Source organism: Gluconobacter albidus (genome assembly GCF_002005485.1).
Classification (GTDB): Bacteria; Pseudomonadota; Alphaproteobacteria; order Acetobacterales; family Acetobacteraceae; genus Gluconobacter; species Gluconobacter albidus.
This window is the reverse complement of sequence record NZ_CP014689.1, coordinates 1345448-1358693: the sequence shown is the minus strand read 5'-3', so window position 1 is coordinate 1358693 and position 13246 is coordinate 1345448. Positions and strand designations below refer to the sequence as shown.

General features: G+C 55.5%; 17 protein-coding genes. 10 read left to right on the top strand and 7 right to left on the bottom strand.

Annotated features, from left to right (window positions below; all coding sequences use genetic code 11):
• Positions 1–90: 90 nt before the first annotated feature.
• The gene (locus A0U94_RS06035; RefSeq protein ID WP_244178097.1) at positions 91–708 is read right to left on the bottom strand and encodes a CPBP family intramembrane glutamic endopeptidase; all 618 of its coding nucleotides are present in this window, start codon (positions 706–708) and stop codon (positions 91–93) included.
• 182 nt (positions 709–890) lie between these two features.
• On the opposite strand from A0U94_RS06035, the gene A0U94_RS16330 reads away from it, so the two are divergent.
• From A0U94_RS16330 to A0U94_RS06015, 4 genes are all read left to right on the top strand, one after another.
• On the top strand, positions 891–1385 hold the full coding sequence (locus tag A0U94_RS16330; protein WP_208611680.1) for a LysE family translocator: 495 nt from the start codon (positions 891–893) through the stop codon (positions 1383–1385).
• Complete coding sequence (locus A0U94_RS16325; protein ID WP_408735616.1) at positions 1270–1524, top strand: hypothetical protein; 255 nt, start codon at positions 1270–1272, stop codon at positions 1522–1524. Before A0U94_RS16330 ends, A0U94_RS16325 begins: the two co-directional genes overlap by 116 nt.
• Positions 1525–2478: 954 nt before the next feature.
• Positions 2479–3444: a hypothetical protein gene (locus A0U94_RS06020; RefSeq protein ID WP_077802794.1), complete on the top strand. Its 966-nt coding sequence runs from the start codon at positions 2479–2481 to the stop codon at positions 3442–3444.
• Positions 3441–5240, top strand: coding sequence for a hypothetical protein (locus A0U94_RS06015; protein WP_149026698.1), 1800 nt, complete (start codon positions 3441–3443; stop codon positions 5238–5240). Before A0U94_RS06020 ends, A0U94_RS06015 begins: the two co-directional genes overlap by 4 nt.
• A gap of 496 nt (positions 5241–5736) precedes the next feature.
• Here A0U94_RS06015 and A0U94_RS06005 read toward each other — a convergent pair whose 3' ends face one another.
• Entirely contained in the window at positions 5737–5982 is a 246-nt protein-coding gene (locus tag A0U94_RS06005) for a hypothetical protein (protein ID WP_077802791.1), read from the bottom strand.
• Between the two features lie 190 nt (positions 5983–6172).
• Here A0U94_RS06005 and A0U94_RS06000 point away from each other — a divergent pair, with 190 nt between their 5' ends.
• From A0U94_RS06000 to A0U94_RS05975, 6 genes are all read left to right on the top strand, one after another.
• Positions 6173–6811, top strand: a complete 639-nt coding sequence (locus tag A0U94_RS06000) for a LexA family transcriptional regulator (RefSeq protein ID WP_208611679.1) — start codon at positions 6173–6175, stop codon at positions 6809–6811.
• Positions 6812–7047: 236 nt separating this feature from the next.
• The gene (locus A0U94_RS15890) at positions 7048–7212 is read left to right on the top strand and encodes a hypothetical protein (protein WP_167369360.1); all 165 of its coding nucleotides are present in this window, start codon (positions 7048–7050) and stop codon (positions 7210–7212) included.
• A 22-nt stretch (positions 7213–7234) separates the two neighbouring features.
• Positions 7235–7534 carry a hypothetical protein gene (locus tag A0U94_RS05990; protein ID WP_077802788.1) on the top strand — a complete coding sequence of 100 codons (300 nt, stop codon included), beginning with the start codon at positions 7235–7237 and terminating at the stop codon, positions 7532–7534.
• 87 nt (positions 7535–7621) lie between these two features.
• Complete coding sequence (locus A0U94_RS05985; RefSeq protein ID WP_077802787.1) at positions 7622–8020, top strand: hypothetical protein; 399 nt, start codon at positions 7622–7624, stop codon at positions 8018–8020.
• Between the two features lie 287 nt (positions 8021–8307).
• Positions 8308–8613, top strand: coding sequence for a hypothetical protein (locus A0U94_RS16095; protein ID WP_244178096.1), 306 nt, complete (start codon positions 8308–8310; stop codon positions 8611–8613).
• Positions 8610–9170 (top strand): hypothetical protein, encoded by a 561-nt coding sequence (locus A0U94_RS05975; RefSeq protein WP_244178095.1) that lies wholly within the window; start codon positions 8610–8612, stop codon positions 9168–9170. The genes A0U94_RS16095 and A0U94_RS05975 overlap by 4 nt, the downstream gene beginning before the upstream one ends.
• 38 nt (positions 9171–9208) lie before the next feature.
• Here the strand turns inward: A0U94_RS05975 and A0U94_RS15885 are convergent, their stop codons facing one another.
• From A0U94_RS15885 to A0U94_RS05955, 5 genes are all read right to left on the bottom strand, one after another.
• Positions 9209–9376 (bottom strand): hypothetical protein, encoded by a 168-nt coding sequence (locus A0U94_RS15885; protein ID WP_167369359.1) that lies wholly within the window; start codon positions 9374–9376, stop codon positions 9209–9211.
• 235 nt (positions 9377–9611) lie between these two features.
• Positions 9612–10289, bottom strand: coding sequence for a hypothetical protein (locus A0U94_RS05970; protein ID WP_077802784.1), 678 nt, complete (start codon positions 10287–10289; stop codon positions 9612–9614).
• Positions 10290–10372: 83 nt separating this feature from the next.
• Positions 10373–10606, bottom strand: coding sequence for a hypothetical protein (locus A0U94_RS05965; RefSeq protein WP_077802783.1), 234 nt, complete (start codon positions 10604–10606; stop codon positions 10373–10375).
• A gap of 138 nt (positions 10607–10744) precedes the next feature.
• Positions 10745–11485, bottom strand: a complete 741-nt coding sequence (locus A0U94_RS05960) for a hypothetical protein (protein WP_077802782.1) — start codon at positions 11483–11485, stop codon at positions 10745–10747.
• A 997-nt stretch (positions 11486–12482) separates the two neighbouring features.
• A protein-coding gene (locus A0U94_RS05955; protein WP_149026696.1) for an IS5 family transposase occupies positions 12483–13240 on the bottom strand; the annotation gives its coding sequence in 2 pieces (ribosomal slippage) (positions 12483–12907 and positions 12907–13240; 759 coding nt in all).
• Between the last annotated feature and the right edge of the window lie 6 nt (positions 13241–13246).

Here is a 13246-nt window from a genome sequence, read left to right as displayed (position 1 = left end):
CCTGACCCTGCCCGAACTGCCCGCGCAAGACGCCGGAATTGAACATCTTCCATAACGCTGACGTGGCGCTCCGGCCCGGTCGGCTAGCGCTCAGTGGTGCCAGGCGGCGCCTGTGTAGAAGAAGCGGCCGAGGCCTACGGTGAAGATCAGGCAACCATAGAGACTGTGTTCTAGGCAAGTCAGGCGCAGCGACCGGTGGCGTGCGTAGTCGCGGGCGAAGAGTAGGCCGCCAATGGCGGTCATGGCGATTGCGATCCAGTTCAGGAAGATCACATGGGCGAAGCCAAAAGCGAGTGCGCTTGCGGTGATGATGCCTTTGTCGCTGCGGAACAGCGGGCGATACCGGGCAAACAGGAATGCGCGGTAGAGCACTTCCTGCGGCCACACCGACAGCACCGGATAGAGCGCCATGATCAGCAGCCACAAGCGCGGTTTCTGAAGCGGCAGGCTGAGGAATGTCTCGGGCCAGAACCATGCCGTCAGCGCCACGATAACTGGCGCGAGGATCGCGAAACGCAGGAAGATGACTCGCAGCTCGCAACGCACGTCATGAGGTTGTGGCTTTTCGCCCCTGATCGCGAGAAACGCCGCGATAGCCGTCACCCAGATGAGCCCGAACAGGATGCCGGGGCGGCGGAGTTCGAGGATTATAAGGGGGCCACCGAGATAGAGGGCAGCAAATTCGACGGCGAGGCGAAGGAGAGGCATATGTTTCGAGTTTGGCATAGAAATGTAGCGGCAACTATCGTCTCATTCTGGACGTCGCGAGCTGCCGTTCCTCATCTGAGAAGCTGACATTGTCGGGCCGTAGTCTACGTTGAGGCGCGATCCTTTCTTCCTACGTGACATCTTTGGGATACATAGAAATTCCGGCTATAAGGAAATTGCTCATGCCGGACATTTCAACTCTCACACTATTTACCCTTGCTTGTCTCGCGCTTACGATGACGCCCGGCCCCGATATGCTGCTCATTGCCTCCCGAAGCGCAAGCCAAGGCAGGGCGGCTGGTTTTGCTTCCCTTGCTGGTATTCAAGCTGGAACTTATTGTCATGCTTTGGCGGCCGCGCTTGGATTGTCGCAGCTTCTCCTGGCCGTGCCATTAGCCTACGAGATTGTTCGATATGCTGGAGCGGCATATCTCTTGTATCTAGCGTGGCAGACATTGCGGTCAGGCACTGAGCAGTCAACCCCTCGTGAATCGGCGGCATATACCCCGCTCATCGCTATCTTCCGACAGGGATGGTTGACGAACCTGCTTAACCCCAAAAATGGCGCTGTTTGTGCTCGCTCTTTTTCCGCAGTTTGTAAGGCAAGAAAACGGGTCCATAGTCGGCCAGATCATGGTGTTGGCCACTGTCCTCAACCTCGTTGGGCTAGGAGTTGACGGCGCCGTTATCCTGCTGGCCTCAAGGATCAAGAAGGCCTTTTCAGGGACTGGACGATTCCGTAAATCATCTCGGATCGTACTTGGTTCGGTTTTTGCAGGCCTAGCGGCAAGGTTGGTGTTTGTTGGTGAACGATAGAGGCAGCTTTAGCCACATTCAGCTCAAAGGCCGACCTGCTATTTCCCCCCTACGAGCTGTTTGTCTCCTCAGCGATACAGGAGCAGGCAAACAGCAGTCGCCCTCATGTCGGTAACTAGACGAGATTCGTTCATTTTTGGATAGCGGACATCAGACCATGGTCTGATTACTCTGCACGATACATTCCACTCAGTAGAAATCTCGTTACTAACCCAATAATCTGCTCAAAATGAGATTGTTTGTCTGAAGGCATAGGTCAATGAGCCCTGACATTTCAGGGCTCATTTGTGATGCTTATCGCTCGTGCGCCGGCAAACTAGCGATTAACTTGCTCAGCGAGGGTTCATCTAGTTTCTGCAGAACAGAGGCAAGTGTTACCTCACCGGAAAAACCCGGAGCGAAGTTGGAGCCATACGTCACGCGTAGCGTGCGAATCAAAGTATTCCCATGCTTTCGGCTAATAGCACCGTTTTTATCACGATGGCGTTGATCTAAACCAGGCTGCTTCATTTTCTCATGTCCACAATTGTTGAGATCTTTATGTTTTATCGTTCCCCTTGCAATTCAAGGGGGCATGCCCTTGTTTTATTCAATCGAACATTGTGCCGCTATTATCTTGATTGCAGATAAGAATCCGAATCAAAAAAGCTTCCTTTCTGGCAGACTGTTTACGCCTTCATCTCAGGCACCCAAGCGGTCATGATGGTTGCACGAAAGCCGACATTGTCGGGCGAACCGCGATAGACAGAGTTTGGGACTTTGCCGCCGTCTCGGCACGGGCGTCGAAAGGGCGTCTTTAATCAGCAGCCGACATTTTGAGAACCATCAATTCTAGGTTTAAGAAAGAGAGGCAGCCAGGCGTTCGAACCTGCTACACAAGATTAGGAACTACACGTCAGGCTAGATAAATCACATGATTTTTTGTGAACTGAGTGTGCCACGTGGGCTTATTCGATGAGCAATGATAGCGGACTGAGCGTCTGGGTCGGTGACCTTGACAGGTGCCTTAACATAGACGCTATCAGCGCGGCGAACGAGCGTGAAGCCGAGCAGGCGGCGCTTGAGCTTGAATTCGACGAGATCGGGGAACTGCGGCTACTGGCGGGTAAATCGACGTCGGCTAGACAACTGAACTACAAGGACATCACGCCGTCTGATTGGCGTCATGCCGTGCATCAGGCCGAAATGGCAATTGGTTCGGAGCCTGAGACCATCATTGGCCATAGTCCACAAGGGCGGGATGGCGCGGAAGAACACTTCATTCGTGACATGCTGAGGCTCGGTCATTCCTATGCTGTAGCGCGATATGCTCAGTGGGAACGCCTCGACTATCCGTCAGCGATCACCGCTACGCTACCGCACGGCATAAGGGCGCTCATCAATCAGTTTCTCGCCGCTGAGGCCATTCCACGTTCCGCTGGCACGGAGGAACGCATCCGATCTGTACTGACCTATGACCCGGCCAGCGCAATGACCGCATACCGACGCGCCGGAGTATTACAGGCCTCTCTACATGATATTGCCGATGAAACGGCTTCACATCCAGGGGGTGAGGCTCTTGATCGTGAAAGGACAAGGGCAATTCTCGCCCTAGCGCGCCTTCACTTCTCCGCACGGGAACTTCGACTGTCGTCGGTGAAAGAACTTGGGGAACTCGCGGAGGCCTATACCGCCGATCGAGAAACGCTAGGGGCTAAGCCACAATTGCTTACATCAAACAGGCGATCCATCAAGAACTGGCGCCTCAGGCACATACGCTCACTGCTGGATTTCTATCCTTACTCTATCCGAAACGGCCTTGCTCGCGCCGCGCGCTCTGACCAGTTTGATCGCGTTGCAGTCGTGAACGAACTAGCTCTTGCGCATTGTGGCATCTTACGTATGCGTCGGGCAGGTCGAAATCGCATTCGCTCCCGATGAGCCGGTCCTATCGCTTCCACGGTCCACCCAATGTGTCCGTACCGGATCGGCCTGTGCTATTACGCAAACGCAAGAAGCAGGCACTGGAAAGACTTCACCTCGTCGGAGCTGACGCATTGTCGATCAGCGATCACAATGGGACGCGGCCGATCGAGACATATGCCGCAGTCGATGGACGCGCCGTCACGCTGACAAGGCGCGAGGTGGATCTGATCACACTAGCGAACCCCGGAATGGATCCTCCAGCCGCGCTGGAGGATCTCCACCCGTGGCTTCCAGAGTGTCGTTTCCTGAATAATTCTGTGGCCAGCCTTCGAGCAGCCGAGGCCATTGTCCGGCGCTTTGGTCAGCATTTTTTCTCCGCAGCGTCGTTCTGCGACGAGAAATGGAACACCATCTGCAACGCGCTGCGTCAAGGCAGTATCCATGACGTGCGCTTCTATTTGGCCTGGCATCTGCCGATCCAGGAAGCGTACGTACTTGAGGAGGTAAACCCCGACAGAAGCGTCATCGCGATCGATTTCAATGGCATGTATCCCAGTTGCATGCAGCACGATTTCCCCAAGCCGTCTGCTCTGCACCTGGTACACTTGAACCGAGATCTAGATCCGAGCGAAATGCTCACTACCGGTCTGTACCGCTGCGTGCTCCATGAGCCTGCGACGGACTTCATCGCGCGACACAATCCGCTTCGTAGCTTCCATTCCGGGCGGCATCTGCGTGCACAACTAAATGAGCCGATAGAGATCGACCTTAATGAATTCGAACTAGCCTTCTTTAGTAGGCATTTTCGCCGTATCCATCTCGTCGAAGCCATTGTCTCGAACGAGACCACCTTGCACCCGCTCGCCAGAGAAGTGAGACGGTCATTTGCCCGAAGGAAAAACTATCGGCATCAGGGCAACAAGACCCTTGCAGACAGGGAAAAATGCCTCGCCACGCTAATGACGTCATGTGCGAGCCGTTCATCAAGACCGCGGCGAACTTTCGAAACCCGGAAAGCGGCAATGGTCCACGTTCGATCTCACTATGGAATCGACGTACCGGCCGATGAGCCGGAAGCCGCTACTGACATTTGGCTGGACGGCCGTAAAGGCGTGACAGTTCATCACGGAGACAATGGCGTCATTGTTCGCGGCCCAGCCCTTCAGACCGGTTCCGCATGCCATCTTCTGGGGCAACGGATCGTGGCACGCGGCCGCACCATGCTGCTGGAGATGATGGAAATGATTCTTGCCTGCGCCCCGGATGTGCAGATCTGCTACACTAACATCGACTCCATCCACTTCTCGCTTCCGACCATTCATCGTGACAGCGTGGTCGCTTGGCTGGAGCGCGAGGCGTCGGACGCGATGGGCTCGTTCAAAATAGAAGCAGTCACGCAGTACGGACTGTGGTTGGAGCCAGGGCGTTACTGGCTGTATTCGGACAGAGAAATCGTCAAGTTCAGGAACCGAAGCATCGGCGATCAGCGGCAGCCATTCAGGGATCATGCGATTTATGTTGTTGGCCGGCGTATCGGCGATCTCCATGTGCCCGTCCGGATGACGCTCGCTATGGAACGCACCATGTCTCCATCCCGTTCGGTTGAACTAGATGGCGATGACAGCGTGGTCCGTCAACGCCTGATCGAGATCGGCGACAACACGACTTTTACGGACGTCATGGGCGGGCTCGAACGCAATCAGCGGCAGGCTATCCCTGCCCGCATAAAGGCATTTAAAGCCGTAAGGGAGAAAATAGACACTTCCCGCAACGCTGCCTCGGCGCGGGAAGATAATGCCATTGTAATGTAGGAGCGTAGCGCCCCCGCAAGGGCGTGTTCAATGAACACTGGCTGCAGGAACGGATTTAACGGGCAGATCCTGCGGTACTTATCGTGCCATGTGTCACGGTTAGAGGCAACACGTTAATCTATCGCGTCGCTACTTCGACGGGGTGGAGGATACCGTTTTCATGTAGGACCATGGGGCCTTTGTGGCGGGCGTGTTCGGCAGGTGGGCGGCCCCGATTAGTGCATCCCAATCCCTAGCAAACGAGCTCTCGAGTGGCCGGTAATGGTGTAAGCCGACTTTCAACTGGTAACTGCGGAACGGCCTATTTTGCTCGATAGCCGTCACGAACATGAAAGCTGTGAATGGCAGCATTCAGTCATTTCTTCCCGATAACCGACATTCAGCTCCCCCCCCATCGCGGACATGTCTGCGAGCACATTTTTTATTTGTCACAGTTAAAGTACTCATTGAGCATATGCATTTTTATCGTCGCGTCATGCCTAAGACAGCGTTTGAATCACAGTCTGCCCACATCTCGACATATCTGAAGAAGACCACCCATCCGCTGCTGCAATACGGTCCCGAGCACCATCACACCTTCGAGCAGACGGGCTCCGTCACTGTCCGCCCTCAGGCTTTCCAAGCGGCCTTTCAAAAGGGCATGCTCGATTTCGATCAGACGCAGTACGTCATGCAAACCGGCATGCAGGTCCTCGAGGCCGGGAGAACGAGCTGGGGGCGGCAGGAGTGGATCTTCAGGCATGACAATCCCTTCGACAGAATGTCGATTTCATGCGAGGATCTGACCATGACGAGTCACGGGCCCCGCAACATTTCAAGTTCACAAAATACGAGTTACCGACTTACATATCAAGCGGAATATCGTATTGATGCCTCATTTCTGAATGAGGACAATCAGCGTGGCCCGACAGCGCAGGCGAAAGCGTAGACTTATGGACGACCAGATCCGCCTGATGCGCGAGCGCGGCGAGCGCCTCCGTGAAGCGGCCCAGACCATCGGCATCACTCACGCCGCCAAGGCGGCTGGTGTGCCCTACACGACGCTGCGTGATTACATGAATGGCGGTGAGATGAAATTCTCCGCTCTGGCGTCCCTGGCCCGGGTTTGCGGCGTGTCCCTGGACTGGATCGCTTTTGGCACGGCAGGCGGTTCGCCCTCCGGCGCGGCAGAAGTCCAAACGACGTCGACGCGGCAAATCGTTGTCCCTTGGTATGACAATCGTGAAGACGGTCTTCGCATTGGACGTGACTGGTTACAGCAGGCCGTTCCCAGAGATCTGTCCACACTCTGCCTCATCACCAATGAAGGCGATGCCATGGAGCCGACCCTGTCGTCAGGCGATCTGGTGATCGTGGATCGCGGCGTCACTGCTGTGTCAGGCAGTGCGCTTTATGCGCTTGAGAGTGCTGGCACCCTGATGGTCCGCCGCCTCGACCCGCGACTGGGCGGAGGTGTGCGGGTCATTGCCGACAATCACCGCTATCCGCCACAGGATATTGCAGCTGATCGTCTGGACTGCTTCCGCCTGCTCGGCGAGGTCGTCTGGATTGGCGGTGTGCCGCATTCGTAAGGTTCAGCATACTCGACGAAACGCCGACTATTATATTAGGCGCAAAACCGTATTGACAGAAGGCGGGGAACCGTAGATTACTGCTTGCAGTCACGGCGAACAGGCGCTGCAGAATTGTCTGCATCCTGGTTTCGAGGAGCTGGCAATGATCTCTCTGTCTGATCCCTTCCATGCAAAATGTCAGGACCCTGTTGTTCGGGCGACCGGTGTCCGGCGCACGCCAGGACACGCCTGACATGCTGCTTATGGGAGCTCTCCTCTTCGTCGGCGCCGCTCTTGTCATCGTGGGAGTCAGGGTCTGGTTTCAGGCTGTGGACTGGCTCTGTGAGAACGACGTCTTCCCGCCAATGATCATCATGCTCCTTGTGGCTACGATCACAATGATGCTGTTCAACCCTTGATGAGAGGCGAAAGAAACTGATCATGGCACCTCCTGGTAACGCCTCTGAAAACGGGCACGGTGATGATACGCAGAAGGCAGCCTATCGGGCGGCCTATCTGGAAACATATGGTGAAGAGGAAGCCGAGACGCTTCAGATGCTGCGATACGCGACGTGGATGGGCGCGGGCATCTGCGTCGTCTGCGGCGTGATCATGGGCCTGTTATGGCATTCGCTCATCATGTTCTGTGTCGGAATGGGAAGCTGGATTTGTCTTCGGATGGAATTCCGCAAGCAGCGCAAGGCCGCCCGGCTGCGGCGACAGCAATACGGTCTGGACTAAACAGACAGCCGTCCCTCGTCTGAAGTCGGCTTACAGATACTTTCTTTCAACAAAACTGTTCTCATCGGAGAACGGAAAGGATTTTCCATGTCCAAACGCATGCTCAAAACACTTGTCGCCACTCTGTCTCTGACCGGGCTGATCGCCCTGACGGGCTGTGCCTCGGAGGGCAATGAAGCCCTCAAAAATGAAACGACCGCCTCTATCGATCAGAAGATCCAGGATGGTGTGACAACCAAAGAGCAGATCCGCGCGCAGTTTGGCGATCCCCGCGAAAGCACTTTTACCGACAGCGGCCACGAACAATGGCGCTACTCGTTCTCCAACGCCTCGTCGGATGCCTCCAACTTCATTCCATTATACGGGGACCTGCATCAGGGAACTCATGGCACAGAGAAGACCCTGACCGTCCTCTTCAACGGTGACGTCGTCTGGCACCACACCATGAACTCATCTGCCGTTAAAACGGGCAGTGGCCTCTTCTGAAACTGAGAATGCCCCATCTCTCAGACGGCTTCTCCAGCCTGCGACTATCTCGAACGACTTCATGTCTTGCCAATGATCAAAAAGGTAATTCCGTGAGACACCTCTTTCTTACACCACTGATAACGGCCCTCCTTTTGCTGCCTTCGGCTCACGCACAGAGCGACAGGCAGGCCATTGCCCAGGCCCACTGGCTCAATAGTGATCAAGCCCACCCGGTCACGCCTTCTGACACCCTACTCCTCAAAGCGGTCCCTAACCTCAAGAAGACAAAGGGAGGCTATCAGGATATGTGCGACACCCCTGTCACGCCCAAAATCCTGTCTCTCGATGTCAGCGGCTCTCTGGGGAGGGTGAATGTCGTCATTGAAGAGGACTCTGCCTGCTTTGGAGGCGCCGGTGCAGACTATACGATCCTCGACAAAGACCGGCATGTCCTGTGGCAGAATTCTGCCGCTGGCATTGCAACGCTCAGCAGTCGTCACGATGGCGTCCAGGACCTGACCTTTGCCGGGCCGGGCATGAGTGTTCCGATCTGGAGTTGGAATGCGGGAAAACACAGTTTTGTATTCCGCAAGACTGTCGAGACACAGTGAGCGCCCCCGGTATGCACAGGAAAGACATTGATTTCGAACAGATCCGGGCGCGACTGCACCGGTTCTGGCAAGCTCCGGACGAACTGACTCTGGGAGCCTGGCTCAGCGTTCTGCTTAGCGGCATCTTTTCCTGCGCCTACCGGCACGTCGAACGGGACATGTCCTGGGTCCAGAAAACGGGTTTCAGTGGATTTCATGTCATGGGTTTTGCGCTGTGGCTGGCGATTGCCGCTTTCGGGGCAGCCTGTCTGAGCCGCAGACGCGCTTCGTTTAATGTTCCACGGCTGTATTGTGATCGGGCCGCTTATGCACTGGCGCTGTTCTGCCTGATCAAAACCTATGTCTTTCTGCAGTCATATCAGACCCAGACGCAGAATTTCTTCTTTTTCTTTTCCACGTTTCATCTCTACTTCACACCCGGCTTCGGTATCGTGTTCATGGTGGCAGCCCCCTGCCTGCTGTGGCGGGCAACACGGGTTGAGAAAACTGTCCTGAATGACATGCCAGACGGTTCGAAACCGGATCATCTTTCTTTACAGGATGATGAAACGCTGTGAAAACGTGCCAACCCCAAACCGGAGCTGGCACGCGGCACTCAGTCTTCCTGTCGATTGCTCTGCAGCATGCGCAACAGAGCGATCACGGCGCTGATCGCCGGAACGTCCTGTGGCAGACTGTCACGATAGGCCACCAGTTGTGGCAGAACCATCTCGAACATGATGGCGTCGCGATCCTGGTCGGTTAAGACATTTGAGTAAGTCATGAAAGTGCGTCCTTGCTAGTCCGGACTTGACACCAAAGCTGTCGGCATTAGGCTCGACAGTACAATCCGAAAGGATTTCTCTGGGGAGAAGGGAAGATCCCTAACCCAAAACCTTTCAAATATTTCCAACGTGTTCTTCCTTTCTGTCATGCACGTGCGCCCGCGCGCAGGGGTAGTTGCGGCGGCGAAAAACCTGCTCTGACACCCCCTGTCATGAGGTGACCGCGAAGTGCCTCTATCGTCGCGAGCGCTGTTTCATTGTCATCCGGGCATAGGCCGCCTGGAACGCCTCTTCGCAGATGGCGACCAGCCATTCGGGATGCGCCATCATGTCGAGCCAGATGATGCGTAGCAGAGGCCGATCCGGTTCACTGAACCAGCGCTCCTTGATTGCCAGACGCTTAAGGGAATGCTCTTCGACATCCGTCTGGCATTCGCGATCTGATCCCAGCATGCCCATGACTTCGAGATAAACCAGAGGCGTGTCGTCATCCGGAGCGCAGATGCCGAAATCACTGCGCAGAAACCGCCCTTTTTCCAACAGAGGGTGACAGCACAGATCCAGATCGTCAGGCTGCAGACGCCGCAGGGTTTCCCAGACGATGCGTTCCGGGTTGGACTCCAGCTCGGTGCCGTCAGAAGCGACGTGGCTGCCCTCTGGCAGGTGGGGATACCGACGTGCGAGAGCCCCCAGTAACCGCCCCCAGTCTCCGGCATTCCCGGCAAGTTCGACCAGATGGTGCGCCTGCGGTCCGCAATACCGCATCATCGGCGAGACCGGGGGCGCGCCCAGTTCCTCGGTCAGCTCCGCCATGATCCGCAGATCCTGCGAGGTCGCGTCCCACACAGAAATGCGACGGGTCTGGCGGGATGTCTGTCCGCGCATCCAGGCGCGTGAAGAAAACTGTCTCATTGTCAAAGATCCTTTGGGCCCCGATCGCCTGAGGGCAGATCGGGGCTGAGTATTGATGGAAAAATGTGTTTGTCTGGTCAGGTTCAGGACAGGGGCGACCGGTCAGCCACCTCCTGAAGTCCTTTTTCAAAGCCCCGCAAAAGCTGGCGGAGCAGCAGCACATGGCCGTCCAGCGGACAGCCAAAGGGCATGGTGTCGGCAAGACCATGATCGCGTGCGGCCAGAAGGGCTGGCAGCAACACGTCGTGCATCTGCAGCCAGACATCGACCAGCCGGTCCAGGCCGGGATCGGAGGGAGAGAAATGTTTGGATGTCATGAGGCGGGAACCCTGTCTGTCCCGCTCCTTCAAGACGCAGATCGACACCGGTCCGCCTTGAAGCGTCCGGTGACCAATTGAGTGTTCAGGAACGGAAGGAATGAAAGATTTTGGAAAGCGGCGTCTGAATGCCGAATTTCAGCCTTTCCGGGACGGATGATCGGGATCATCCGGAAGTCCCAGCTGATCGAGGCTGGCCCGCAGGTTGTAGCCAGGGGCGCAATCGGTCGCGAACCAGTGAGGGTCGACGGCCAGACCATTGATGACAGGCGCAGGCTCGACATCGGTCGAAGAGGACAGACCCAGAAGATCGACCGGGTTGAGGATCTGCAGCAATGCGTCAAGCAGCATCCGGTCCTGAGCCGAAGCCGACAGGCCGACGAGATCCTCGGGTTCCAGTCCTCTGTACAAGTTCTTCAGAGCCGCATGCAGCACGAGGCTCATCGGTGTATGGAACATCAGATCAGGCCAGACTTCTTTTGCGCTGCGGTAAAGACACAGGCTCGGCAAAGCGAGGGCTGTATCGCCCGGTATGAGCCAGTGACGCAGAAAGTGCAGGTTGAAGCCCGCAACCGCCTGAGGGGCGTCCATGCCCTCTTGGGGAAACACCAGAGGCTCCTCAAAGCAAAGTCGTCCCGAACCGCTGTGATGGAGATCCAGGGTCCGATAGCGGGTCTGGATCGCGGAGAGGGTCAACGGCGTCCAGCGGAAGTCCTGAATGATGAAATCAAAAATGCTGCCATCCCCGAAAGCCAGGATCGGTTTGTGGGGGCGCCAGCTCACGAGCCGGATCCGAAGTGACGACACCTGCATAAAGCCAGTGCGCGCACGAAAACGCTCAAGCCGTTCGGCCTGAGATACGGAAGAAAGCAATGTCATGATGCCTGTCCTGAAAAGACCAAGCTAAAGAGAGGAAAATGCGTGATAGAAAAACTGTCTCTTTACTCAGTGGGATTGAGGGGAGAATTGCCCTCATCAGAACCCATGAAAGCATCGGCACCCTGACCCGCCCTGCCCTATCTCTTTTGGACCCTCTGTTTTGAACGATGCAGATTTTGCCCTGTCAAAATCGCGCTGCTCAGCGCGCATCGTTCAACCGATCGAGGCCATCACATCCATCTCATAAAAAATGGCGGTTATCCGCTATTTTTTTCGCATTTTGCGTATGCCCCGCATACCAAAATGCAGTATCGTGCCTTAATTTCTTGCGGAGAACGATTTAGGTCTCTCCTTATATTCTGTGGGGTGTGATTGTTTCCCCTTTCGCATCTCACAAGGCTCTCTAGGAGTGCTGATAAGGGTCTTCCTATAGGTCCGGGCATCCGAGCCCGGACATCCCAGACCGTGCCCAGCGGGTAAATATGAGGCTCCTGAGCCTTCATCCGTTCGGAAGTGGATCGAAAGGTCTTATTGGCGCGGGTTTTTCGCCGTCCATGAGGTTTTGTCTACACGGATCCGAAGTGCGAATCGTGGACGCTCTAAGGCTAGGGCCGAAAAATACGCTACGGATTTCGCCTCGAAACCATACCCCATTTTTCTGCGAGCCGCAGAAAACTCGATAAGCAATACGATTTGCTTATCCTAGAATCGTGGACGCTCTAGGGTTAGGGCCGAAAAATACGCTACGGGTTTCGCCTCGAAACCATACCCCATTTTTCTGCAAGCGGCAGAAAACTCGCGTTTGTTTTTGAGTTCACTGTTTGAAATTTTGCGTTTTTGTTGATAGACAGCGATTTGAATGGTCTGGTTTTTCGATCTTGGCTCTGAAATGGGCCAAAACCCTCTGAAATCGCGTTAGTTTTTCTAACAGGTGTCGGAAAATCGAGGTCTTCCAAAGGTTTATCTAGATGGCAGATTTATGAGCTAGGCTCAGGACTCATAGCCAGAACGTGATGGTTGCGGCGAGGCGGATGGCTGAGAAGAAGACATTCGGGCATCTGTCATAGCGTGTTGCGACCCCCCGCCAGTCCTTGAGCCGTCCGAACATGATCTTGATGCGGTTGCGACGTTTGTATTTCCGCCTGTCGTATTTGACGGGTTTTCCGCGGTTTCTCCGTCCCGGAATGCAGGGCCTGATTCCTTTTTCCTCCGGGGCATCCCTGAACCAGTCAGCATCATAACCCCGGTCCGCCAGCATCCATTGTGCCATGGGCAGGCTGTCCAGCAGAGCAGAGGCTCCGGTGTAATCACTGATCTGCCCTGCAGTCATGAAAAAGCTCAGCGGTCGTCCGTTCTGATCGGCAACCGCATGCAACCTGGTATTCATACCGCCTTTGGTATGACCGATCAGGCGGCCTGGATCCCCTTTTTTAACCGCAGGCCTGAAGCCGTGCGGTGTGCCTTGAGATAGGTTGCATCAATCATGATGGTCCGCGGCTCAGCCTTCGCGGCAGACAGACCATCCATCATCCTCATGAAAATGCCCTTGGCGCCCCAGCGTTTCCAGCGGTTGTAGAGCGTCTTGTGTAGACCGTATTCCCGGAGCGCATCGCGCCAGCGCAAGCCGTTCCGATTGACAAAAATAATGCCGCTCAGCACGCGGCGGTCATCAACGCGGGCTCTACCATGGCTCTTTGGGAAAAAGGGCTGCAAACGCTTCATTTGTTCGTCCGTCAGCCAAAACAAGTCGCTCATCTCCAG

What these genes read in the sequence shown, in the direction of transcription:
- A0U94_RS06035 (WP_244178097.1), bottom strand. Translation starts at nt 708, where the DNA reads ATGCCTCTCCTTCGCCTCGCCGTCGAATTTGCTGCCCTCTATCTCGGT.
- A0U94_RS16330 (WP_208611680.1), top strand. Translation starts at nt 891, where the DNA reads ATGCCGGACATTTCAACTCTCACACTATTTACCCTTGCTTGTCTCGCG.
- A0U94_RS16325 (WP_408735616.1), top strand. Translation starts at nt 1,270, where the DNA reads ATGGCGCTGTTTGTGCTCGCTCTTTTTCCGCAGTTTGTAAGGCAAGAA.
- A0U94_RS06020 (WP_077802794.1), top strand. Translation starts at nt 2,479, where the DNA reads ATGAGCAATGATAGCGGACTGAGCGTCTGGGTCGGTGACCTTGACAGG.
- A0U94_RS06015 (WP_149026698.1), top strand. Translation starts at nt 3,441, where the DNA reads ATGAGCCGGTCCTATCGCTTCCACGGTCCACCCAATGTGTCCGTACCG.
- A0U94_RS06005 (WP_077802791.1), bottom strand. Translation starts at nt 5,982, where the DNA reads ATGCCTGAAGATCCACTCCTGCCGCCCCCAGCTCGTTCTCCCGGCCTC.
- A0U94_RS06000 (WP_208611679.1), top strand. Translation starts at nt 6,173, where the DNA reads ATGGACGACCAGATCCGCCTGATGCGCGAGCGCGGCGAGCGCCTCCGT.
- A0U94_RS15890 (WP_167369360.1), top strand. Translation starts at nt 7,048, where the DNA reads ATGCTGCTTATGGGAGCTCTCCTCTTCGTCGGCGCCGCTCTTGTCATC.
- A0U94_RS05990 (WP_077802788.1), top strand. Translation starts at nt 7,235, where the DNA reads ATGGCACCTCCTGGTAACGCCTCTGAAAACGGGCACGGTGATGATACG.
- A0U94_RS05985 (WP_077802787.1), top strand. Translation starts at nt 7,622, where the DNA reads ATGTCCAAACGCATGCTCAAAACACTTGTCGCCACTCTGTCTCTGACC.
- A0U94_RS16095 (WP_244178096.1), top strand. Translation starts at nt 8,308, where the DNA reads ATGTGCGACACCCCTGTCACGCCCAAAATCCTGTCTCTCGATGTCAGC.
- A0U94_RS15885 (WP_167369359.1), bottom strand. Translation starts at nt 9,376, where the DNA reads ATGACTTACTCAAATGTCTTAACCGACCAGGATCGCGACGCCATCATG.
- A0U94_RS05970 (WP_077802784.1), bottom strand. Translation starts at nt 10,289, where the DNA reads ATGAGACAGTTTTCTTCACGCGCCTGGATGCGCGGACAGACATCCCGC.
- A0U94_RS05965 (WP_077802783.1), bottom strand. Translation starts at nt 10,606, where the DNA reads ATGACATCCAAACATTTCTCTCCCTCCGATCCCGGCCTGGACCGGCTG.
- A0U94_RS05960 (WP_077802782.1), bottom strand. Translation starts at nt 11,485, where the DNA reads ATGACATTGCTTTCTTCCGTATCTCAGGCCGAACGGCTTGAGCGTTTT.